Annotated in this window: 21 protein-coding genes; 11 read left to right on the forward strand and 10 right to left on the reverse strand. The window is 45.9% G+C overall.

All coding sequences use genetic code 11. From position 1 onward, the window contains the following. Positions 1 to 208: 208 nt before the first annotated feature. Both hemA and IQE94_RS06540 read right to left on the reverse strand, forming a co-directional pair. A complete protein-coding gene (gene hemA, locus IQE94_RS06535) occupies positions 209 to 1492 on the reverse strand; it encodes a glutamyl-tRNA reductase (RefSeq protein ID WP_212716943.1) in 1284 nt (427 codons plus the stop codon). Positions 1493 to 1625: 133 nt separating this feature from the next. Continuing rightward, the gene (locus IQE94_RS06540) at positions 1626 to 2411 is read right to left on the reverse strand and encodes an alpha/beta fold hydrolase (RefSeq protein WP_212716944.1); all 786 of its coding nucleotides are present in this window, start codon (positions 2409 to 2411) and stop codon (positions 1626 to 1628) included. 38 nt (positions 2412 to 2449) lie between these two features. Between IQE94_RS06540 and IQE94_RS06545 the strand changes: the two genes are divergently transcribed. From IQE94_RS06545 to IQE94_RS06555, 3 genes are read left to right on the forward strand one after another with little or no spacing between them, the layout of a single operon-like run. After that, positions 2450 to 2962, forward strand: a complete 513-nt coding sequence (locus tag IQE94_RS06545; RefSeq protein ID WP_212716945.1) for a Ycf51 family protein — start codon at positions 2450 to 2452, stop codon at positions 2960 to 2962. Continuing rightward, positions 2959 to 4785: a signal peptide peptidase SppA gene (sppA, locus tag IQE94_RS06550; protein ID WP_212716946.1), complete on the forward strand. Its 1827-nt coding sequence runs from the start codon at positions 2959 to 2961 to the stop codon at positions 4783 to 4785. The genes IQE94_RS06545 and sppA overlap by 4 nt, the downstream gene beginning before the upstream one ends. A gap of 23 nt (positions 4786 to 4808) precedes the next feature. Beyond that, positions 4809 to 5579 carry an SDR family NAD(P)-dependent oxidoreductase gene (locus IQE94_RS06555; RefSeq protein ID WP_212716947.1) on the forward strand — a complete coding sequence of 257 codons (771 nt, stop codon included), beginning with the start codon at positions 4809 to 4811 and terminating at the stop codon, positions 5577 to 5579. 37 nt (positions 5580 to 5616) lie between these two features. On the opposite strand, the gene IQE94_RS06560 is transcribed toward IQE94_RS06555, so the two are convergent. Continuing rightward, entirely contained in the window at positions 5617 to 7833 is a 2217-nt protein-coding gene (locus IQE94_RS06560; protein WP_223343205.1) for an MASE1 domain-containing protein, read from the reverse strand. 248 nt (positions 7834 to 8081) lie between these two features. On the opposite strand from IQE94_RS06560, the gene IQE94_RS06565 reads away from it, so the two are divergent. From IQE94_RS06565 to IQE94_RS06575, 3 genes are all read left to right on the forward strand, one after another. Next, positions 8082 to 8714, forward strand: coding sequence for a response regulator transcription factor (locus tag IQE94_RS06565; RefSeq protein ID WP_194013936.1), 633 nt, complete (start codon positions 8082 to 8084; stop codon positions 8712 to 8714). A gap of 49 nt (positions 8715 to 8763) precedes the next feature. Next, positions 8764 to 9048, forward strand: a complete 285-nt coding sequence (locus IQE94_RS06570; protein WP_190599342.1) for a DUF427 domain-containing protein — start codon at positions 8764 to 8766, stop codon at positions 9046 to 9048. A 125-nt stretch (positions 9049 to 9173) separates the two neighbouring features. Next, positions 9174 to 9920, forward strand: coding sequence for an SDR family NAD(P)-dependent oxidoreductase (locus IQE94_RS06575; RefSeq protein ID WP_212716949.1), 747 nt, complete (start codon positions 9174 to 9176; stop codon positions 9918 to 9920). 16 nt (positions 9921 to 9936) lie between these two features. On the opposite strand, the gene IQE94_RS06580 is transcribed toward IQE94_RS06575, so the two are convergent. Both IQE94_RS06580 and IQE94_RS06585 read right to left on the reverse strand, forming a co-directional pair. Next, on the reverse strand, positions 9937 to 10860 hold the full coding sequence (locus tag IQE94_RS06580; RefSeq protein WP_212716950.1) for a DNA adenine methylase: 924 nt from the start codon (positions 10858 to 10860) through the stop codon (positions 9937 to 9939). Between the two features lie 38 nt (positions 10861 to 10898). Next, positions 10899 to 11723, reverse strand: a complete 825-nt coding sequence (locus tag IQE94_RS06585; protein ID WP_223342946.1) for a hypothetical protein — start codon at positions 11721 to 11723, stop codon at positions 10899 to 10901. Positions 11724 to 11963: 240 nt separating this feature from the next. Between IQE94_RS06585 and IQE94_RS06590 the strand changes: the two genes are divergently transcribed. Then, entirely contained in the window at positions 11964 to 12842 is an 879-nt protein-coding gene (locus tag IQE94_RS06590; protein WP_223342947.1) for a Tab2/Atab2 family RNA-binding protein, read from the forward strand. A gap of 218 nt (positions 12843 to 13060) precedes the next feature. Here the strand turns inward: IQE94_RS06590 and IQE94_RS06595 are convergent, their stop codons facing one another. Beyond that, the gene (locus IQE94_RS06595; protein WP_223342948.1) at positions 13061 to 14266 is read right to left on the reverse strand and encodes an aminotransferase class V-fold PLP-dependent enzyme; all 1206 of its coding nucleotides are present in this window, start codon (positions 14264 to 14266) and stop codon (positions 13061 to 13063) included. Positions 14267 to 14377: 111 nt separating this feature from the next. Between IQE94_RS06595 and IQE94_RS06600 the strand changes: the two genes are divergently transcribed. From IQE94_RS06600 to IQE94_RS06610, 3 genes are all read left to right on the forward strand, one after another. Further along, positions 14378 to 15922 carry a glycosyltransferase family 39 protein gene (locus IQE94_RS06600; protein ID WP_223342949.1) on the forward strand — a complete coding sequence of 515 codons (1545 nt, stop codon included), beginning with the start codon at positions 14378 to 14380 and terminating at the stop codon, positions 15920 to 15922. 259 nt (positions 15923 to 16181) lie between these two features. Next, a complete protein-coding gene (locus IQE94_RS06605) occupies positions 16182 to 16610 on the forward strand; it encodes a deaminase domain-containing protein (RefSeq protein ID WP_212716956.1) in 429 nt (142 codons plus the stop codon). Between the two features lie 44 nt (positions 16611 to 16654). Then, positions 16655 to 17389 (forward strand): hypothetical protein, encoded by a 735-nt coding sequence (locus IQE94_RS06610; RefSeq protein WP_212716957.1) that lies wholly within the window; start codon positions 16655 to 16657, stop codon positions 17387 to 17389. Positions 17390 to 17545: 156 nt separating this feature from the next. On the opposite strand, the gene IQE94_RS06615 is transcribed toward IQE94_RS06610, so the two are convergent. The 3 genes from IQE94_RS06615 to IQE94_RS06625 all read right to left on the reverse strand — a co-directional run bounded on the left by IQE94_RS06615 (position 17546) and on the right by IQE94_RS06625 (position 18579). Further along, on the reverse strand, positions 17546 to 18052 hold the full coding sequence (locus IQE94_RS06615) for a DUF3368 domain-containing protein (protein WP_212716958.1): 507 nt from the start codon (positions 18050 to 18052) through the stop codon (positions 17546 to 17548). Further along, a complete protein-coding gene (locus tag IQE94_RS06620) occupies positions 18049 to 18294 on the reverse strand; it encodes a UPF0175 family protein (protein ID WP_223342950.1) in 246 nt (81 codons plus the stop codon). Before IQE94_RS06620 ends, IQE94_RS06615 begins: the two co-directional genes overlap by 4 nt. A 72-nt stretch (positions 18295 to 18366) precedes the next feature. Then, positions 18367 to 18579 (reverse strand): hypothetical protein, encoded by a 213-nt coding sequence (locus IQE94_RS06625; RefSeq protein WP_223342951.1) that lies wholly within the window; start codon positions 18577 to 18579, stop codon positions 18367 to 18369. 134 nt (positions 18580 to 18713) lie between these two features. Between IQE94_RS06625 and IQE94_RS06630 the strand changes: the two genes are divergently transcribed. Continuing rightward, positions 18714 to 18965, forward strand: coding sequence for a hypothetical protein (locus IQE94_RS06630; RefSeq protein ID WP_212716961.1), 252 nt, complete (start codon positions 18714 to 18716; stop codon positions 18963 to 18965). Between the two features lie 411 nt (positions 18966 to 19376). Here the strand turns inward: IQE94_RS06630 and IQE94_RS06635 are convergent, their stop codons facing one another. After that, on the reverse strand, positions 19377 to 21161 hold the full coding sequence (locus IQE94_RS06635; RefSeq protein WP_223342952.1) for a hypothetical protein: 1785 nt from the start codon (positions 21159 to 21161) through the stop codon (positions 19377 to 19379). Positions 21162 to 21321: the final 160 nt, after the last annotated feature.

Here is a 21321-nt window from a genome sequence, read left to right on the forward strand (position 1 = left end):
GTTTGGCTGGGCCTTTGGGACGGGGACCAAAAGGGAAAACGACTCCATGGAAGAACAGGGAGATAGGTTTTGGGTACTCAACAACCGGAAACGGGAAACAATTCGGGTTTAACCCCCCTGTAACCAACGAGTGGGGGAGTCTTGCAACTTTTACAAGCGGAAATTCCCCTTCCTCGCTTTACTAGGGAGGAATAGCTCTTAACAAGTTCTAACCAAACTGTTCTTCTACCTCCAAATCAAACAGCATTTTGAGGGAGCGCAGGCATTGTTTACGGGCTTCAATGTCTTGCTGGGCCCGCAGTTGCACCATGGGTTCGTGGAGAATTTTGTTGACAATGCCCCGGGTGAGGGCTTCAATCACTTCCTGGTGTTTTTCGGCAAACTCGCTACCTAGGCGGGAGAGCGCTTTTTCCAATTCCTGCTCCCGGATGTCTTCCACTTTACTGCGAAGGGAACTGATGGTGGGGACCGTTTCCAGCGATCGCCACCAGAGGTCAAAGGCGGCAATTTCTTCTTCCAGTAACCCCTCTGCCTGCCTGGCCATCTGCCGACGGCTGGCTTGGTTTTGGGCCACCACTTCCTTGAGGTCATCCACATTGAAAGCTCGCACTTGTTCCATGCCATGGACATCGGCCGCCACGTTCCGAGGCACGGAAATATCCACTAGCATTAAGCTCTTGCGGTTAACTACACAGCTAGTCAAGTTCTGGCAATCCAAAATTGGTTCCGTCGCCCCAGTGCTGGTGAAGACAATGTCCCCAGCGGTGATCGCCGTAAACATCTCGGTGAGGGGACAGAGGGTCAGTTGGGCTTGGGGAAATTGATTAGCTAAATCCTGGGAACGGCGTTGGGAACGGTTAACAATGGTGATGTCTGTAGCTCCCTTGGCCAACAAATGTTTCACCAGCAAGCAAGCCATTTTACCAGCCCCGATAATGACAGTTTTTTGGCTCGATAAATCTACCTGACGATGGACTAATTCCACTGCGGCGGAACTGATGGACACAGCCCCCGTACCAATATCCGTTTCAGTTCTGACCCGACGACCGGCGGTAATGGCCTGTTTAAATAGGCGATCGAGCAGACGACCCACCCCTTTATATTTCTGTCCTAACTTATGGGTAGTACGCACTTGGGCGAGGATTTGCCCTTCCCCCAGCACCAAACTTTCCAGCCCAGCGGCGACCCGCATCAAATGGCGGACCGCATCTTCGTGGAGGAGGGTAAACAAATAACGACGTAGGGTTGCCAGGGGAATATTGCCAGTTTCGGAAAGGAATTGGGTAATTTCCACCACCCCCTTTTCCGTGTCCGTCACCACCGCGTAAATTTCCAGGCGGTTACAGGTGCTAATGACAGTGACTTCTTCGATGTGGGGATAACTCCGCAGATGGGTTAACGCTTCCTCCAACTTAGCTTCTTGGATGCTGAGTTTTTCGCGAATTTCCACCGGGGCTGTCTTATGGCTCAGTCCCACAACGGCAATATTCATGGGTTCTCCTAAAGGATTCTCTAATAAGGTGGTGGTCGCAAAAATTACGACGTTTTTTGTTAAACAAGTTTCTCTAATCTTTGCAATGTAGTCCGAATGGCAGACCACAATCAAGGGTCAATCCCGCCGGGGCTCATGAATTTTTGTTAAGTAAAACTAGCTCCGGTAGCCATTGGGAACTTTGCAAAATCTTTTGTAGGGATAATTCTTTTTCCAGCAAACAGGCGTGGCCGCTGTGGGGCAATATTTTCACCATCGCCTTGGGAAGATGGGCCTGTAACTTGTGAGCTTCTTCTACGGAGGGCAGTAGTAAATCCCGACCACTGGCCAAAATTAAGCTGGGGGCACTGATTTTTCCCAGGTCCAATCCCTGTTGGTTGAAATTTTGCAATAGAGCTAACCGTTGGGCCACGATCGCCGGGGGAATGGAGCGCATGGCATTGAGCAATTGGCGACGATCCCGGGGCTGTAACCGTTCTACGGCGGCTAAAAAGGGTAACCCGGTGAGGGTAGTGACCGTTTGTAGAGCGCTGGGCAACCACTGATGGAAAGGAATGCCCCACTGTAACCAAGGACGACGGTCAAAGGCGGTGGCGGGATTGACCAAAATCAACTTGGCCACTTCCTGGGGATATAAACAGCTATAGGCCAGAGCTAGGCATCCCCCGAAGGATTCTCCACAGAAGTAGAGGGGCAACGTTAACCCCTCCTGTTGCTGGATTAATTGGTGTAATCCCTTGGCGATCGCCGACCAATCGTCTGGAAGAGGCCCTGGAGTCAGGCGCAGAGCTAGCAGGTTAAAGTAATCAAGCAACTCCGGCCGCTGCCGATAAAACAATTTACCCGTGCCATCCAACCCAGGTAAATAAAGCAAGCTTGGCCGTTGACGATCGGGGGGATGAAGATTAACTAACTGCATTTTCTGTTAGATTTGTTGACGTAATTCTCTCCCTACCTATGGACGTTACCATTTATCTTCGTTGGTCCGCCTACGCTACGATCGCCAGTTTTATTTTCATGGTGCTGGCCTTTATCTTCCGTTGGGGATTTCGCTTTCGCCTGGTGGGGGTGACGAGCTTCATGACGGTTTTAACAGTGGGTATTTTTGGCCTCGGTTTAGGCATGTTTGACCGCCCAGCGGTGGAAGGGTCGGTGCGCTTCAATCGGGTGTATGACAATGGTGCTAATCAACTTGTCATTAGTGTGCCGGTGACCGTATCCCCCACGGAAGTGGAAGCCACCCTCAAACAGGCCGCCAATAATTACTTTTCCCTCGGCCGCATTTCCACCGATGGCAATGAACAAATGGTCATTCGGGCTAGGACTTTAATCCATCCCCAACCTGGTTTAACCAAACCCCTCTATCTAGGCTCCGCCTACCGCACCCTAGGCACCAAGGAAAACGATCAAATTGAGATTAAACTTGACCGTAAAGCCCTCCAGGAATTAGCACGCAGTCAGCCGGCATGAAGAATTTTTTCCAGCAAATGGTGGCTAGTTTCTTGGGAACACTGGCGGCCATTGTGGTTCTGCTTAGCCTTGGGGCTAGCAGTTTGGTGTTGTTGTTCGTACTGATTGCGGCTGAGGCAGACCCCGTACTGGAGGAAAAAACTGCCCTCATTCTCGATCTAGCTACCCCCATTCGGGACACCAGCCCCACCCTCAATTTACAGCAGGGTTTACTGGGCAATCGGGAAGAAATATTGCCCCTGCGAACGGTGGTTAATGCCATTGAAAAGGCCGCCGGAGATGACCGCATTGTGGCTCTGTTAATTGATGGTCGTCGCAGTAACCAAGTGGAAGGTTATGCCAACTTAAGTGAAGTGCAACAGGCCTTAGCTAAATTTAAACAATCGGGCAAAAAGATTATTGCCTACGGCCTTAACTATAGTGAACTAGGCTACTATTTGGCTTCCACTGCCGACTCCATTTTAATTAATCCCATGGGTGGGGTGGAAATGAACGGCTTGGGAACCCAGCCAATTTTTTTTACTGGAGCGTTGGCCAAGGCTGGCATTGGGGTCCAGACCCTGCGGGTAGGTAGCTACAAAGGGGCCATTGAACCTTACACCAGGGAAAACCTAAGTCCAGAAAATCGCCAGCAACAACAGCTCCTGCTAGAGCAAATTTGGCAAATTTATTTAACCAGTGTTGCTGATAATCGTTCATTAACAGTGCCCCAACTCCAGGCGATCGCCAATGAAGAAGGTTTACTCTTTGCCGACATAGCCCTAAGGGAAAATTTGGTGGACAAAGTGACCTATTGGGATGAAGCTTTGGCGGAGTTAAAACAGTCAGGGGTTTGGATTAATGACTCCGATGAAGCGGACGAAGAAGAAGAACAGGAGTTTAGAAAAATTAGTTTGGCTGAATACCATCGGCTGCAAACATGGGAAGCCGAAAGCCACGACCAAGGCCCCAAAGTAGCCATTGTTTACCTAGAAGGTTCCATTGTTAATGGTAGGGGGACTTGGGAAAATATCGGCGGCGATCGCTATGGGGAACTATTACGGACCATTCGTCAGGATAATGACATTAAAGCGGTGGTACTCAGAATTAATAGTCCCGGTGGTAGCGCCAGTGCGGCGGATACTATCTGGCGGGAAGTGGAGCTTTTACAGGCCCAGAAACCAGTGATTATTTCCATGGGCAATGTGGCGGCTTCCGGTGGTTACTGGATTGCCACCGCTGGGGAAAAAATTGTTGCCCAACCCAACACTGTCACCGGTTCCATTGGGGTATTTAGCATTCTCTTTAACGTGGAAAATTTAGGCGATCGTCTGGGGTTAAACTGGGACGAAGTGGCCACTGGAGAGTTGGCCAATGTGGGTTCCAGCATTAAACCCAAAACCGAGTTGGAGTTAGCTATTTTCCAACGGGCGGTGGATAGAGTTTACGACGTTTTTTTAGACAAGGTAGGTAGTGCCCGCAATTTACCCTCCGTCGCCTTGGATTCCGTGGCCCAGGGGAGAGTTTGGACTGGGCTGGAAGCTCAAAAAGTTGGGCTAGTGGATCAACTGGGGGGACTGCAAACGGCTTTGACCTTAGCGGCGGCCCAAGCAGAGTTGGGAGAGCAATGGCAAGTAAAGGAATATCCTACTCCAAGGGGGCTAAATTCCCTCCTATGGAGCAATCTCAGCCATAGTTTCACCCAGAACTCCGTCGTCCTACCACCATTTCTGCAAAGCAATTGGCAACAGTTGGAGCGAGAATTGACAGAGTTGGCCCAATTCAATGATCCCCAGGGTATTTATGCCCGCTTGCCCTTTACCTTCCATTTCCTTAATCCTTAACCATTTTTTGGTTGGTTGAATCCATGGCAAACCAGAATTTTCCAGCCCACAATCATCCCCAAACGGTGGTCATAGTGGGGGCATCCGGGGGCATTGGTTTAGGTTTTGTGCGTTATTTCCTTACCCAAGTTCCCTTTCCGGTCAAAATTTGGGCCACCTACCGCCAGGCGATCGCCGAGTTGGAAAATTTAGCTAGGGAAAATCCTGACCGTTTAACCCTAGTGCCGTTGGATATTACTTCAGAAAGCCAGATTGCACAATTCAGCCAGCAGTTGGGCAAAACCGAAGTTAATTGGCTAATTAATTGTGTGGGCATTCTCCATGTGGAAGATAACCCACCGGAGAAAAGTCTGCGCCATTTACAATTATCCCAATTACAGCAATATTTTGCCGTTAACAGCATTGGCCCAGTGTTGTTAGCCAAACACTTTCTACCCCATTTTCGCCATGCTTCCCCCAGTGTTTTTGCCACCATTTCCGCTAAAGTGGGGAGCATCGGGGACAACCAGTTGGGTGGATGGTACGGTTATCGAGCTTCTAAGGCGGCGCTGAATATGTTCTTGAAAAATACGGCGATCGAATATCGTCGAGTTGCGCCCCAATGTGCAGTAATTTTGCTCCATCCTGGTACCACTGATACCTCTTTGTCCCAACCATTTCAGAAAAATGTTCCCCCGGAAAAGTTATTTACTGTGGAGCGCACTGTTAAACAATTAATGGCAATTTTATTGCAGGTAAAACCGGAAAATAGTGGTACATTTTATAGTTGGGATGGCACAACTTTGCCTTGGTAAGTTGTTAATAGAAGATCCCAATCAAAGATTCAAATAACTAAATTGCTAAGGGGAGGGTAAACCAAAAATGGGAACCTTGCCCCGGACTGCTGGTAACACCAATATGGCCGCCGTGGGCTTCGACAATTTGCCGGGACTGATAACACCCCAAACCAATACCGGTCAATCTTTGGTTATGGCGGTTGCGTAAATAGAGCCGGAAAAGATGCTCGCACTGGTCTTTGGCCATGCCTTTACCGTTGTCACTGAGGGTAAAGCGCACCATATTGCCCTCCGGTTGAACCGCCAGGGTGAGGGCAATACCTGGGGGATTATGGTTGAGAGCATTGCCCAAAAGGTTGTCGAATACCTGCTTGATGTAGTGGGGGTCTCCCTGGAGAGGAGGTATGGTCTCGTCACATTTTAGGTTGAGATTTACCTGATGTTGCTCACAGGCCGATCGCCATTGGTGACAAATTTGTTGCAAAAAGGGTTGGAGTTGCAGAGCTTGGGGGGCAAGATGGAGGGGGCGACATTCGGCAGTTTGTTCTTCACAGAGGGCATTGAGGAGAGTTAACTGGCGATCGCCACTGCGGATCAGACTATCGAGGAGATGGCGGGGCAGGGTTAGGCTATCCCCTTTGGCGGTTAATAAATTTTTCAGCACCATCAGTAAGCCCATGACGGAAGTGCGGAGGTCGTGGGAAATGGCCTGGACAAAGAGAGCTTTCATTTGCTGGAGATCCTGTAATTCCGCCATTTTGTCCTCTAACTCGGCGGTCCGTTGCCCCACTTGCTTTTCCAAATTGGCATTCAAGGTTTGTACCCGTTGATAAAGTTGGGCCTGCTGAATGGCGATCGCCACTTGGGTGGCCAATTGTTCTAGTAAACGCACCTCAGCCTTTTGCCAATGGCGGGGCTGTTGACAGTGATGAACCACAATCATGCCCAACCTGCCATCCACCGTAGCGAGGGGAATGGCCAGCAAGCTTTTCACCTGATAACGCAAAAAACTACGCCGCAGTGAGTCCCCCTTGGTCAATTGGTCAGGATGATGGACCACCATTGCTTCGCTAGGAATGGTTTCAATTATCATTTCCTCTGACTTTTGGGAAGCCCTATTCTGAGCATTGAGGGGGACGGTATAGTCAGGACTGCAGGACTCAGCCACCACTGCCAACGGACTATGCCCCTGCAAAAGAGCGATATAAACCCGGTCAGTGTGCAATAAATGGCGCACTTCCGTCACCGTAGTTTGGAAAATGGTGCCCAAATGCAACGACTGCCGCACCCGTAGGGCCACCTCCGCCAATAATCGTTCCCGTTCCCAACTGCCCCGCAATTGCTCTTCGGTGCGGCGCCTTTCCCTCACTGCCACCGATAACAATAGACTGGTGGTGCCTAAAACCAAAAAAAACATCTGCAGGAGAATCATGGCCCCGCTTTGGTCGGCACTTTGGACGTTAAAAGAGCCATGGCCCTGCACCGTAGCGGCGATCGCCAACAGGGCCAAGCCTGAAGTGGAGAGAATTCCCCCCCAGGCCGGAAAGCGAATGCTGGCCCAAACCACAACGGGAAAGGGTAAATACTCCAACCGTTGGGTATAGATGGCTCCCCGATCCGCCAAGGGAATGAGGTCATCCCCGGTAAAGATTAGCCTGGCTAACATCAACAAAAGACCAGCACAGACCAGGGCTTCCAAGCGTCGGAGCCGATCAATCTGGGTTGACCAAGGCCAAGTCCAGCGACTATATCTAAGCTTGAACAGCAGGGGAGTGGCTAGCAAAATGCCGGTGGCACTACCCAACCAGGCCAAAGCCCCTGTCCACCAAATACGACTATCCCCCTGCCAGAGAGATAACAACAGCGCGGCGATCGCCGTTAGAGTGGCCCCCAGCCCCACCCCCGCTAGCAAAAAGACCATGCCATCCTGGAGCCGTTGACCCTGGGGGGAAAACTCCAGCATATTCAGTCCCCAACCGGCTAACAGCACCACCACTGTGCTAATCATCCCTAGGGCCAATGCCAGGGGGGGATCTCCTAGTACTATCATAGGGGCAATGGTTAACCCCAAAGCCAGAGCCATAATGTTGGTGCCCTGCCACCAGAGCGCTAGGGCTATGCCCTGTCCCAAGCCCAAACTAAGCCATTGTTGCCCCCGGCCTAACATTCCGTAGGCTAATGCCGTGCACAGGCTCAGGGCGATCGCCAATGCTAAAGACGGCAAAGTTTTGGCCAGCCTCCGGCGGAGGGACTTGGGTAAGTAAATCAGCATCAATGAAAAATCTGACAATGGGCGACGGGGCACACTGTTTTATTTAATATGGTCAATATTTCTTCCCCCCCATGGGGATAATGCGACAGTGGGCAAATCCCCTTTCTGCATCGACACCCCTACCGTGATAGTAATCACCGATGAAGTACAAAGAATTGCTAAGCACTGGAGATTACTATCTAAACTTTGCCTACACTGGAATGGATTTTACTTCCCCCCATAGGGTGAAAATCGAGCCTTGCCCGCCTATGAAAATTTTGATCGTTGAAGATGATCCATTGATGCAATTAGGGTTAGAGCAAGCCTTGGGGGCCCATGAGCGTTTTGAAATTATCGGTCGAGTAGATAATGGCTATGGTGCGGTGCAACAAGCGGCGGCCCTAAACCCAGACTTGATCGTGATGGACATTGGTTTGCCTGGGCTAGATGGCATTGAAGCCACCAAACAAATCAAACAAGCTTCCCCTCAGATTCATATTGTGGTGTTAACTTCCCACACCCTGCCCAATGAGATTATCGCCGCTTTATCCAGTGGGGCCGATGCCTATTGTGTGAAAGGGGCCACCTTGGAGCGCTTAATTTTGGCGATCGCCGCCGCCCAGGATGGAGCCACCTACCTAGACCCCCAAATTGCCCGGGTAGTGGTGGAAAATCTCAAACCGCCAGTGCCGGAAGGCCAAGCCGACGTGTCGAGCCTCTCGGAAAGGGAAATTGACGTATTGAAATTGATTGTGGAAGGAAAAAGTAACCAAGAAATTGCCCAAACCTTATATCTAAGCACCAACACAATTAAAACCCATGTACGAGGCATCATGAATAAATTGTCCGTCGATGACCGAGTGCAGGCCGCCGTTATCGCTCTGCGTTCCGGTTTGGTTTGATTGCAGAAAGGGCTATAATCCAAGGCGTTTACTTTACCCGTCCTAAACCATGGCCAAAGCAATCTGGAATGGGGTCGTCCTCGCTGACAGCGATCAATGTGAAGTGGTGGAAGGCAACTACTACTTTCCCCCCGACAGCATCCATCCCCAGTATTTCCAGCCCAGCAACACCAACACCGTTTGCGGTTGGAAAGGCACCGCCAGTTACTACACCGTAGTGGTGGACGGCCAAACAAACCCCGATGCAGCTTGGTATTACCCCGATCCCAAACCCAGGGCGGAAAACATTAAAGGCTACATTGCTTTTTGGCGGGGTGTAAAGGTTGAAGCCTAAATTATCTTCCATTTATTGGCAATTATTTTGACTACATAGCCATGCACAATGGCAAATTTGTTTTTGTGTCTGCCCACCCGACTCAGTTTGTAATCGCCCAAGGCTCAGGAATTTAACTAACTACGATGGAATTAACTGGAAAAACAGCCCTGGTCACCGGGGGAGGCATAAGGGTTGGTCGGGCCCTAGTTGTGGCACTGGCAGAAGCGGGGTGTAACGTCTTCATTCATTACGGCAATTCACAAGCAGGGGCCCTGGAGGCTCAGCAAGAGGTGGAGGCATTGGGCCGGAAAGCTTTTGTCTATTCTGCTGACTTGAGCGATGCCCAGGCGACCCAAACGGTTATTCCCAAAGCTCAGGAAGTATTTGGTCAGGTGGATATTCTGATCAACAGTGCCTCGGTTTTTCCCCTGGAAGATAAATTCTTTCAAGTGGATCTCGATCTCTGGGAATGGATTTTTGCGGTTAACCTCCGGGCTCCCTTTCAGTTGTCCCAGGCCTTTGCCCAGCAGGTATCCGGCGATCGCCAGGGGAAAATTATTAATATTAACGATGCCCGTATTCCCCGACCCCGGCCAGACCATTTTGTTTACCGTCTCACCAAACGGGGTTTGTGGGATATGACGGAAATTTTAGCCCTGGAATTAGCCCCCAATATCACCGTCAATGGCCTCGCCCTGGGGCAGATTTTAGAAGCTCCGGAAGCCCCGGATCCGGAACAGTTTATGCGGGATTATGCGGAGCGACGTATTCCTTTAAAAATGACCGGCAATCCCAAAGTAGTCACCGATGCGGCGCTATATTTACTACAACAGGATTTTCTCAGTGGCACCACCATTCGTTTAGATGGAGCAGAGTATTTGAAGTTTTAAGGAAGATTGACAAGACTTAGTAGTTGGTAATTAACAATTCGTTGAGTTTGCCCCGTTTATCTGCTTGACTGTTAATCATGCGGGCGGCACTGACTCTTTCAATACGAAAATCTTGGTATAATTCTTCGAAAAAATTATCATTCTCATCTACATTTTTAGGATCGGAATTGCTCAACATGAGCTTGGCTTTCTTGTCACTAAGTACACGAAAATAATCCACCAATCTTGATTGTTCCTGATCGTTAAAATCTCCCTGGGCATAGGAAGTAAAACTAGAAGTTTTATTTAAGGGACGGTAGGGCGGGTCAAAATAAACAAAAGTTGCAGAATCAATAAAATTGTTGCTCGCCCTGAAATCAGCAAATTTTATTTCTGTTTTTGCAAGTAAACCAGCTACTAATTGAAGATTTTCAGCATCACAAATCTTGGGATTTTTATAATCCCCAAAGGGTACATTAAATTCTCCTTTGGAGTTTACTCGAAATAAACCGTTAAAACAAGTGCGATTTAAAAATATTAGTAAGCCAGTTTGTTCTATCCACAATTTACTAAACTTCTCTAAATTTATTTCGGCAACATTCTTATTAAATATTAATCGCTGCTGATAAAAAAAATCTTTTCTTTCATCTTGATCGAAACAATAATATTTCTGCTGTAACTGATTTAGAAAATCAACTAGATCATCAACATTTTGCTGAATAGTTTTATAAGCCAAAACTAATTGCTGGTTGCAGTCAGAGATAAAGAATTTTTCTATCTGGGGGTAATGCTGAGCAACATAAAAATACAACGCCCCACCACCAATAAAAGGCTCCGCGTATTTAGTCAATTGACCAGTGGTGATTTCCGGGGGAAAGAAATTAACCAATTGTTCAATTAACTTTCCCTTACCCCCAGCCCATTTTAGGAATGGCTTGGCAATAGTTTGCTTAATTTTCACATTCTCCAACCAATTTTCTCGTCACCATTAAAGTTTCTCTAGGGAACAACGGCCAAACGCTGGGTAACCAACACCATACCTTCTGGAGTGACTAATAGAGCGGACAACCACTGGGGATCATCGCCGGCGATCGCCCGTTTGAATAACCCCCCGGCCTGCAATAATTCCAATTTCACCTGGGAAGGATCAATGTAGTTATTAGGGTCTATTTTTTGACTAAAGGCCGTGCCCGCCAGGAGGTCATCCCCAATGGGTTGCCGCAAAATAACATCGAAATCGAATTGTTGGCCCGCCTGCACTTGCTGGGGCAGATTAACGTCCACTTCCGGTGGATTTTCCCCGGCAGTGAGGGTCATTTTTTCGGTCAACACTTCCTGGCGCAGCAATTTGTTGTCCATAAAGGTTTGGCGGGAAGTAATTTCTCCATTCAGTTGGGCAGTGCGACCCAGCCAAGGCCGTTCACCCTTGATGGTAGTCAAAGTTTCCACCACCACTGCTTGCCCATCCTGTTTCCAGCTTTTTAGTTCAGTGCTGTAGGTCAAATTGCCATAGGTTTCCCAGAGTTGTTGCAAGGTTGTTTCCATTTGGGCAAAGGTCAGACCGTCGCTGTTGCTAAATTCAGGGCTGTAAATTTCCCCCAGGCGATCGGTGTCGTGCTGGTTGGCCACCGCATCAAATTGTTCGATCAAGGCGCGGACTTGGCGTTCTGTGACGGTGCCCTGGGCCATGGTGACCGCCGTTACCGGTATTGACCCCAACGCCATTAAACCTACGCCCCAACCCAACACCATTAACCAACGGGCTGGGAAAAAACGGAAAGAAGAACGGTTAAGGCGGGCAAATCCTTGGGGCTGGGAGATCATATTTGGTAAAGTTCTAGGGCGATGGAGGACGAAAACAGAGGCAGTGGAATAATTGTGCAGAGCTTGGATGACTTACCTCCTGTTTCCCAAGATATCTTAAGCTCAGTGGCCTTGGTCCGACAATGGTGATGAGGGCAGTTATAGGCCTGGGCCATGGAACGATGGCAACCCGGGGACAATTGCTTGATAGGATAGCGGTTAGCTCTTTTGGGCTGGCTTTGACAAACATTTAATTGATATATGGGCGTTACCTGGGAATTGGATTTTTATTCACGGCCGTTGTTGGACGATGAAGAAAAAAAGGTGTGGGAAGTACTAATTTGTGAATCTCCCCAGTCCGTGCAACAGTCGCCAGGGGATTTGTTCCGCTATAGCCAATATTGCCCCAGTTCCACCGTCAATTCCGTTTGGCTCCGGCACGCCATCGAAGCGGCGATCTCCGAAGCGGGTCAGATGCCCCAAAAGATCCGTTTTTTCCGGCGGCAGATGAGTAACATGATCAGCAAAGCCTGTGAAGAAGCTGGCATTCCCCCGGCCCCCAGCCGTCGTACCTATGTGCTGGAGCAATGGTTGGGCGATCGCCTAGAAAATTTTTATCCCCAACAACCGGACTATGACCCCAAGTTGGCCTCCTCCACGTCGGTGCAGTATCCAGAACTCAATGCCATTGCCTTACCCGATGCAGTGCGGGGCGATCGGGGTGACCAGTGGGCCTTGGTCAGTTTAGCCGCCGCCGATTTCAATGATTTACCCGATTGGGAAATTAGCTTTGGGGAAAGTTTTCCTCTCTCTCCCTACAAGTTGCCCGCCGATTGTCGCATTCCCGGTCTGATCCTTTTTTCCCCCAGGGCCTTACCCTTTGCGGCTTGGTTATCAGGATTGGAATTGGGCTATTTGCAATACAACACCAACCCCCGACCCATTATGCGCCTAGAAACCGGAGCTAGCGATAGCTGGATTGTGGCCAATGTCACCGATAAAATCAGTGAACAGGAAGCCCAGGGATTTGAACAGGCGAAAAAATTAGCCCAGGGCATTCACTTTTTAGCCATTCAAGCCAGCCCGGACAGTGAAGCTTTTGCCGGCTTTTGGTTGTTGCAGGAAACAGGACAAATTTAGGGTCTTTCCCAAAAGCGTTCCTAATCTGCAAGTTTCGGTAAAAGTTCGTCATTATTGCTTGAGTGGGCTGATTCGAGCACGGAATCAACGGGGTCTTATACCAATTAGTTAAATTCCGGCGACGGCTCAAGATATATCCCCCCTAGCCCCCCTTCTTAAGGGGGGAAGCCGATAGGCGGGGGATTAGGAATCGTAATCTATCATTTTAAGATTTAGTATTAGGGGGTAAATTCAGCTAGTTTGCTCAATAAATGCTCAATTTCCTCTTCATTGGTGATGTAGTGGCAACAGGCCCGGATGCAGTCAGGGTCAGCAATGGTGCGGAGATAAATGCGTTGCTCCTCCAGTTTCTGGACGATCGCCCGGTGGCCTAGGGGAGAATCTACCGTGAAGGAGACCAAACCTGCTTGGGGAGCCGATGTGGCCAAACAACGAACGTGGGGTAACTGGTTTAAGCCCTGCCACAGTAGTTGACTGCGTTGACAGATTGCTTGGTAACGCTCCTGGGCGGTGCCTTGCCGTTGGTGTAACTGGAGAGCGGCTAATAGACCGGCATATTGGGGATAGGCGGAGGTGGCCACTTCAAACCGTTTGCCCCCTTCGGCCCAGCCAGTGGGTTCCCCTTTCGTACCATAAGTAATACTACGCCAGCCCACATAGGTCGGGTTAATTTCCCCCAAGCGTGCGGCGATCGCCATGCCTTTGGCATCGCCATGGATATACAGCCCCCCCACTCCAGCGGGGCCGGCAAACCACTTATGGCCCGTAAAGGCGTAATAGTCCACCTCTAGCTGGGAAAAATCTAGGGGTAAGGAACCAGCTGATTGGGCTCCGTCCACTAAGACCCGCACTGGATAATCCCCTTGGTGGCGGCGGCAAACGGCCATGATTTCTGCCAGGGGCAACACCTGCCCCGTGTTCCAAAGTAAATGGCTGAGAATGACCAAGCGGGTTTTTGGCTCCAAATGATCAGCTAAAACTGCGGTTGCATCCCCCTGGTTTAAGGTCTCTGCCACCGGAAAAAAGCGGTATGTAATGCCAAACCGAGCGGCGATCGCCTGGACAATGGCAATGATGCCGGGATGTTCACAGTCGGTGAGCAAGATTTCATCGCCCTGGTGCCAGTCAATGCCCCAAAGCACAATGTCACAGCCAGTGGTGACGTTATCGGTGATGGTGATTGTGTTGGGATTAACGTTAAAAGTTTCCCCCAAAGCTTGGCGGAGTTCGGCAATTAACTGCTGAATGTACTGGTTAGCCGCAATGGAAAAGGGGCCATTTTCCTGGAGATAGCCATACATGGCCATAATTGCTTCTAAGGCTACGGTGGGTAAAATACCCTGGCCGCCAAAATTGAAATAGGTTTTATTTGTTAAGCCGGGGAATTGGTGGCGATCAGGCATCAGGTTCACAGGGTCAGCCATTGGTTGGGGGTAACATCAACAAAATACTTTAACAAAACCCTAAAGTTCCCCCAAGAACATGGGAAAATGCCCCCCAAGTCCAATCGTTAATAATGCCCCCAAATTCCGCCCTTGAACTTTCCTGCCCTTAATAATGATCGCAAATATTTACTGCTACTCACGGGAGCGGCCCTGATTCTGGCGATCGCCGGCTTGGGTAATGTGCCCCTGCGGGATTTTGACGAAGGTTATTACGCTACTACAGCCCAAGATACTTACCTCAGGGGAGATTGGCGTTTTCCCACCTATCTAGGACAACCCTTTTTATCCAAACCACCTCTGATTACTTGGTTAGTGATGGGCAGTTACCATCTGCTGGGCATCAGTGAATTTACCTCCCGTTTACCATTGGCTCTGGGGGCAGCCCTGGCAGTGCCTTTGTTATATCTAGTGGGTAAGGAAATTTTTTCTGCCCCTAAAGCGGCCTTGTGGAGCAGTTCGATCTTGTTAACCCTGCTTCCCACTGCTCGTTTAGGTCGTTTAACCATGTTGGATGGGGTGATTAATACCTGTTTGCTCTGGTCCTTACTTTGTTTGCTGCGGGGACGGAAACAGCCCCATTGGTTAGCGGGCATCGGCATTGGTTTAGCATTAATTGCCTTAGCGAAAGGATTGTTGGTGCTGGCCTTGGCCATGTTGTTGGGAATTTTAATTCTCTGGTTGGGGGCCGGTCAGATTTTTCAACGCTGGCAATTGTGGTTAGGGCTGGCGATCAGTTTTGCCCCCGTGTTGTGGTGGTACCAACTGCAATTTGCTCAGTATGGGGAAACCTTCTGGCAAATTCATTTTGAGTTCCATAGTTTTAACCGAGTTACCCAGGAATTAGAGGGCAATACGGGCCCCCCTTGGTATTACCTGCTAGAAATTGCCAAATACACTGCGCCTTGGCTATTTTTCCTAATTCCCGCCATGGTAATGACCATCAAACAATGGCGAGAGGACTGGGCTAAGGTAGCCATCATTTTTGGCTTGGGCTTTTTGGCAATTATTTCCGCTATGGGTACTAAATTGCCTTGGTACGTCCTTCCCTGCTATCCCTTTTTTGCTCTCATGGGGGGGCACTATCTGGCGGATTTACAAAATCGTCAGCGTTACCCTCTGCTAATTGGTTATCTACTGGCTTTCACCGCCGGGGTCGGCTTGGTGGGGGGGCTATACGCTGGCCTCACTGAGCGAAGACCAGTGATCATCATCATGGGACTAGCGTTATTTATCGGCGTGGGATGGAGTGCCAGGCAATATCTGAACCATTCTGCCAAATTTGTTAAAACCTTGGTGGTGAGTTTATATGTAACTCTCCTATTTCTTTTTTCCAGCCCCCTCTGGAATTGGGAAGTGAACGAGGCTTTTGCTGTTAAACCGGTGGGGGAATTAATTAAACAGGCGACTTCCGTGAATACTCCCGTTTATACTTCCTTTGCCTATAGCCGCCCCAGTTTAGATTTCTACGGCGATCGCCAGGTGATTGCGATGAATGATGACCAGTTACGCACCAAGGCGGAGGAAGGAAATTATTTATTGCTCGACCAAGATGCCCAGGGACGGTTGGCCCTGCCTGGTCTACAACCACGGGGGCAAGCGGGGGACTTTAGTTTATTTTTTAGTCCTGGGGAATAGTGGTCATTAAGGCGACGAACCTATCGCTAAAATCCCCCCCCTCCATTAAACGACCCTTGAAGTAAGGAATTACAAAGGGTAGACCATAAATTATTGATGATGTTATTTATGTAGTGAAAAATTAACGATAAATTAAGTATTTTATGCCCCTGTTTTCATTGCTTGTATAACACTACCGACAAGTATGACTTATCAAATTGTCTAGTTTATCGACTAGGTGTTGATCATATGACATGTATATTTTTGTTAATAGTCCTCGATGACACAACAAGACATAGCGGAAGATGCCGCTCTTATCCGTCGCATTTATCTCGATCGGGATTTTCCCGCAGGAAATGTAGCGGTTGCCGAATTATACTTTCCTGATGGTAGATGTTTTGGGATGGGAGCCACATCAAGAGCGATGAGTCCAGCACCAAAGCCTATCCCACGCTCCCAAGGGGGAATTTTTGAACCCAGTATGGATTCCCACAGTGATCGCATAATGGATACTGATGCCGAGTATAAGGTTCTGTCGGCAATTGCTGATGTTTTGGAGACCCATTACAATCAAGATATTCAGGGTAAGCTTTATCTGTACACGGAGAGGCAATCCTGCGAAAGTTGTCAACAGGTGCTCCAGCAGTTCAATCAGAAATTTCCTAATATTGAGGTTGAAATTGAATGGAGCTATCCTTATCCTCCCTAAATTTCTATTTAAGCTACATTGATCTATCTACCAGTTAGTAAATAATGACGGCTATTTTAGTTCGTTCTCATCAATCAGAAGTAAAGTATTTCCAGCAAGTGCCTGATGGTTTGCAGGTCGCTATTCAGCAGGTCAGCGAATGGCGTTACCGAGAGTTGTATGAAGAGAATCCAACCCCAGGACTCAGTCTAAAGGAAGCTTTAAGAACTGTTTTAGAGAAATTAAATCAATTTAGTCAAAATTCCCGATTTAGTTATTTTTGTTTGGCGATGATTTTGGGATTAACAGTTCGACCTACCGTACGCTGTTATTTACCTAATGAAAGTTTTACACGACTTTTTTTTCAAGAATTATTTCACAGTTTTTTTGAACAAAAAAAAGTTGAGGATTTTAAGGGCTACTATGAACCTTTTTTGGGGAAATATCAAGCATTGGATGAAGCTATATTGGTATTGGAGAAAATGTTACAGGTCAGTGATCCGTTACAAGCCGGTAGCAAGTTACTCGATATATCAGAAATTTGTTTGGAAGGTTATGCTATTTTTCCTGGGTCAGCCGAGCGACGGAAGCTCTTTGATTGGTGGTTATTAGAGGCTATTCCTGCGGCTTGTTTACAAATTTTTCCAAGTCATATTTACACAATTAAGGGTTTGGGACAGAGGCAGGAGTCGCTAAAACGGTTACGGTCTTATTTCTGGGCTGTAGTTCGTCAGGAGCGAGAAAAAAAATTAAATGATAGTGGCTCTCTGGAAAATTTATTGGCCTTTATGGCTGGCTAGGATTTTTTTATTGTACTCCCAGACTGATTTGCCTAGCGAAGATGGAATTAGAATTGACTGAATTACCGAATCGCAAGGTTGATTTGGAAACGGCAGAGGATCTAAGTCCCCATTTTGCCAAGAAATTATAGCATCAGCAATGAGGCAATATGTTTGTCATTGATGACCGTACTTTTCTTCTGCTGTATTTAAAATATCGACATACAAATCCTGACTGACTCGAAAACCAGCTTCCATAATTAGTGCATCCATCACCGGACGAACCAATGGAATTAATCCTCGGTGTTTTGCAACTAATAAAATGCCTAACACTCCAGTAATTGCTAATCCCCGGCGGGTGGCTTCGCGCCGTCCTAAACGTTCATCAATCAACAATTCATTTGCGTTAATTTCCAATGCCAAAGCGATCGCCTCTGCCTCTCCCCGATCTAACAAATAATCATTTCGTAACTCGACAATAAGTTCTAGATTTGTAGACCGCTGAACTTTAATCCAATCTAAGGACAACACCGCAGTAATTCGCGAATCTTCACCTTCAGCTTTGGATAACTTATCTGCTACTGCCTGGGGAATCACAACAGTGTTGTAAATCTCCTTCAACAAAAATAAACAATCTACCAATGCCAAATTGCTCAGAGGAGAGGTGTCACTGATTATAATCATAACCAGCCTTTTTTCTGGAGATACTGTAAATCTTCCTGAAATTCAGCCACATCATAGTGGACACAGATACGGCGATCGCCAAGTAAGCGTTGCAACCGAATTTGGTTTATCCCTAATAGTTCGCTTGCTTTTCCGAGGCTGATTTTATCTTGCTGAAATAACAAAATCACAATTTCCAACAAAAGATCGAATTCAGTCAAGCCACTGGCCTTCAGAATTTCATCTGAAATTACTAAACTCATACTTGTTTTGCTTCCTTTGCTAAATAATAGGCTTTTGTCTCTACCATAGCCGAAAACCCGAGAATAACGATCCTAAGCATCGGCGATCGGCCTCCTCTTCACCAAACAATTGAAGCTGAGTACAAGGCGATCACCAGCATAATCCCTAGCCTTTTTATCCTTATGTTGGGGGCCATCAATCTGGAGAATGACACACTTACCCTGATGGAAGATCAAAAAGTCAACTTGCCATGGGGAAAAACTCCGCTTCCGCCAAGGGGACATACAAATCCGGGAATACGTCATCGAATGTCGCATTAACGCTGAAGATCCAAAACAAAACTTCCGGCCTCACCCAGGCAGAATCAGCGGGGCAACAAATAGATTTATTTCTTGGGCAGATCGCATAGGCTAGTAGTGTTCATCAACACTCAAAAAAAATGTTTTTTCTCGAAAATCTTGAAACTCATGAGTTTATCACTCTTAACAAGGTTAGAAATGATGATGGCTTTTTTAGTCTTGCCTTTCCCAATGGAGCCTTAGTTTACAGGTCTGAGTATAGCCCAGATAACCGCTTGGACTTCAATCAGGTTTTGGTTGCCCTGGGTGAAACTGCAAGGGAGCCGTGGCAAGATGATGAGGTCAGTTATGGTTTCCATTCCCAAGACCTGTTGTCATATTTCCTAGTCTAAACAATATGCAAGGACGGCTATAAATTATAGCCAGTTATGATCAAGTGCTTCATTTAAAGAGGTTTTTATTCGGTCATTTTTATTTTGCAAGCTTAAATACTGTCGTGCAATTAGGCTATCCAAAACTATAAATTCCACTGTTTGGCAATAGGGACATTTTCTTTGTAGATTCATTGTTTGTCCACACTGTAAACATAAAAATAAGCTTGATGATTCCGCTGAAGGAACATTTTTAAATTCAATACAAATAAGTCTCAAGACTTTAATGATTTGTTCATGAACAGGGTGCTGATTTTGAAATTTAATTAGGGGCATATGTCTTATTTGAACTATAATGCAGTGGTTTACAAATTTAAACTAATAGAGTTTAATTAATGATATGGTCTTAAAAGAGTGATTTCTAATATCATATCATTCAATTTCAATGTTGAATGTTTCATCACTGTTAAATTCGTACAAATCTGATTCTATTTCAATATCAAAACTAGAATTTAGTACAAGTAAGCTATATATAAAATTTAGCCATTCTTTTTCGTTACTGGTGTACATTCCCGAATTTAAATGCCGTTTAATAACATCAGCTTTACTTGGATTAATCTTATTAATTGGGCATAACATAGAGTCTATATTTAGCGTTATTTTTTCCCTTGTTTCATTGTTTTTAAAGATAATCAATCTTGAATCATCACTTATTCCGTCTACGTTGAAATTTAGATCAATATCAATTTCTATTTTCTCTGTATGACAGATTTTATTATTTTCAATATTCAAAAAAGTAACGTCTAAATAATGACCTTGATCTAAATAATGACAGAATAATATTATAAAATTTTGACATACTCTGATCGACCAAACATTATTAACAATATCGATTTTTTTATTATACTTTAAGTACTGTTTTGTATCTACATTATAGATAAATAATACCGTGTCAATGAAAATTAATAATCTTTGATTTTCTGACCAAAAAAAATGTAAGTTTTCAAACCCATATTTCAAGTTGACTGAAGTTCTAGTTTCTTCATTTTTTTTATCTGTTAAATTTTTCTGAACTAACATTGTTACTTTAGAAGTTCTTGAGCTTTTTATGTAATACCCTCCATAGTCATATTCATAATCATAATGGGTTATTTTTTTTGTTTCTATACTTACCTCATCTATAATTGATGCTGTGTATATGGATGTTTGAGAATCTTTGTTTTTATCCCATACATCTTTCGTAGATCTTAGATGTAGTAGCTCCATTTTTTTGAAAGATACTGGTATTTGATAAACCAATTTTTCGTTAGTTGTGACTACTTTATTGTATGTGCCGATACAAATGAAGGGTATTTGATTTATATCAAAAGACTTTATTGATATTTTCATCGCTTGTTCACTGAGATTCATGAATTGTAAATTTGTTAGAATTTTTAAACCATTTTTGGTTGGCTGCCAATTGTTTTCTTTGAAGCAAATAAAAACTAGATACGAGACCCATGCCGGAGCTTGGTAAACTAACTGCAACATTTCTGAAAACTGTCGATTATCTTTTAAATGATTTAATGTTGCATGCCATTCATTAATTACCATCCTATCTTTGTCTTTTGAAATAAAGTTTAGTACTTCTACCCAGCCTAATTTTCTGGCTTTTCTTACAATATTTTTACGAACTAATAATTCAGACGACAAATACACTGTTTCTAAAATTGATTTATCAAAATCGATTTGATTGTATTTATCCCATTCTTCTCGAAGAAAATGAAACAATGTTCTATACTCAATATTTGATGATTGATAATTAGCTTTTTGAATGCACTGATATGCAACTTGGTTGTTTTCAACTATATAAAGATAGAATAAATAATCAATAATTTTTTGATTAAAAAGAGCGATACTTATATTTCTAGCTCTTTGAGCGATTTCTCTATCTTGATCGTCAAAAAGATCTAATATCAATTTTATTAACTGAGGATTTTTTTGGATATTTTCTTCGATTTTGTTAACCTTTAAAAATGTTAATACTCTGATATTATCTGGGCGAGTAGCTACATATCCTGCTTGAACTAAAATTTTTGTTAATTGTTCATTTCTTGTTTCTGCCCATTTTTGACAAAATAAATTAATTGCTTCGTCAGAACTTAATTTTGTAAGTAATTTGGAAGCATATTTAAATTGAGTTTTTTGCGATATTACAATATTTATCAAAGAATCCATATCTGATTCTGAGCCGTTGTTTGCTTCATTAAAAAAAATCTAATTTTCTCTCTTGGTTGTGTAAATGTGCACCATATAACTATATAAAATAGTACAGGAATAACGAATATTATCCAACCACTTTCAATTAGAGCTGCAGTTAGAAATAGTGTAAATATTA

Origin of the sequence: Synechocystis sp. PCC 7339 (genome assembly GCF_019924095.1) — a bacterium.
Classification (GTDB): Bacteria; Cyanobacteriota; Cyanobacteriia; order Cyanobacteriales; family Microcystaceae; genus Synechocystis.

Bases quoted from the DNA above. Each gene is read 5' to 3' on its own strand.
- hemA (WP_212716943.1), bottom strand. From the start codon at position 1,492: ATGAATATTGCCGTTGTGGGACTGAGCCATAAGACAGCCCCGGTGGAA.
- IQE94_RS06540 (WP_212716944.1), bottom strand. From the start codon at position 2,411: ATGCAGTTAGTTAATCTTCATCCCCCCGATCGTCAACGGCCAAGCTTG.
- IQE94_RS06545 (WP_212716945.1), top strand. From the start codon at position 2,450: ATGGACGTTACCATTTATCTTCGTTGGTCCGCCTACGCTACGATCGCC.
- sppA (WP_212716946.1), top strand. From the start codon at position 2,959: ATGAAGAATTTTTTCCAGCAAATGGTGGCTAGTTTCTTGGGAACACTG.
- IQE94_RS06555 (WP_212716947.1), top strand. From the start codon at position 4,809: ATGGCAAACCAGAATTTTCCAGCCCACAATCATCCCCAAACGGTGGTC.
- IQE94_RS06560 (WP_223343205.1), bottom strand. From the start codon at position 7,833: ATGCTGATTTACTTACCCAAGTCCCTCCGCCGGAGGCTGGCCAAAACT.
- IQE94_RS06565 (WP_194013936.1), top strand. From the start codon at position 8,082: ATGAAAATTTTGATCGTTGAAGATGATCCATTGATGCAATTAGGGTTA.
- IQE94_RS06570 (WP_190599342.1), top strand. From the start codon at position 8,764: ATGGCCAAAGCAATCTGGAATGGGGTCGTCCTCGCTGACAGCGATCAA.
- IQE94_RS06575 (WP_212716949.1), top strand. From the start codon at position 9,174: ATGGAATTAACTGGAAAAACAGCCCTGGTCACCGGGGGAGGCATAAGG.
- IQE94_RS06585 (WP_223342946.1), bottom strand. From the start codon at position 11,723: ATGATCTCCCAGCCCCAAGGATTTGCCCGCCTTAACCGTTCTTCTTTC.
- IQE94_RS06590 (WP_223342947.1), top strand. From the start codon at position 11,964: ATGGGCGTTACCTGGGAATTGGATTTTTATTCACGGCCGTTGTTGGAC.
- IQE94_RS06595 (WP_223342948.1), bottom strand. From the start codon at position 14,266: ATGGCTGACCCTGTGAACCTGATGCCTGATCGCCACCAATTCCCCGGC.
- IQE94_RS06605 (WP_212716956.1), top strand. From the start codon at position 16,182: ATGACACAACAAGACATAGCGGAAGATGCCGCTCTTATCCGTCGCATT.
- IQE94_RS06610 (WP_212716957.1), top strand. From the start codon at position 16,655: ATGACGGCTATTTTAGTTCGTTCTCATCAATCAGAAGTAAAGTATTTC.
- IQE94_RS06615 (WP_212716958.1), bottom strand. From the start codon at position 18,052: ATGATTATAATCAGTGACACCTCTCCTCTGAGCAATTTGGCATTGGTA.
- IQE94_RS06620 (WP_223342950.1), bottom strand. From the start codon at position 18,294: ATGAGTTTAGTAATTTCAGATGAAATTCTGAAGGCCAGTGGCTTGACT.
- IQE94_RS06625 (WP_223342951.1), bottom strand. From the start codon at position 18,579: ATGACGTATTCCCGGATTTGTATGTCCCCTTGGCGGAAGCGGAGTTTT.
- IQE94_RS06630 (WP_212716961.1), top strand. From the start codon at position 18,714: ATGTTTTTTCTCGAAAATCTTGAAACTCATGAGTTTATCACTCTTAAC.
- IQE94_RS06635 (WP_223342952.1), bottom strand. From the start codon at position 21,161: ATGGATTCTTTGATAAATATTGTAATATCGCAAAAAACTCAATTTAAA.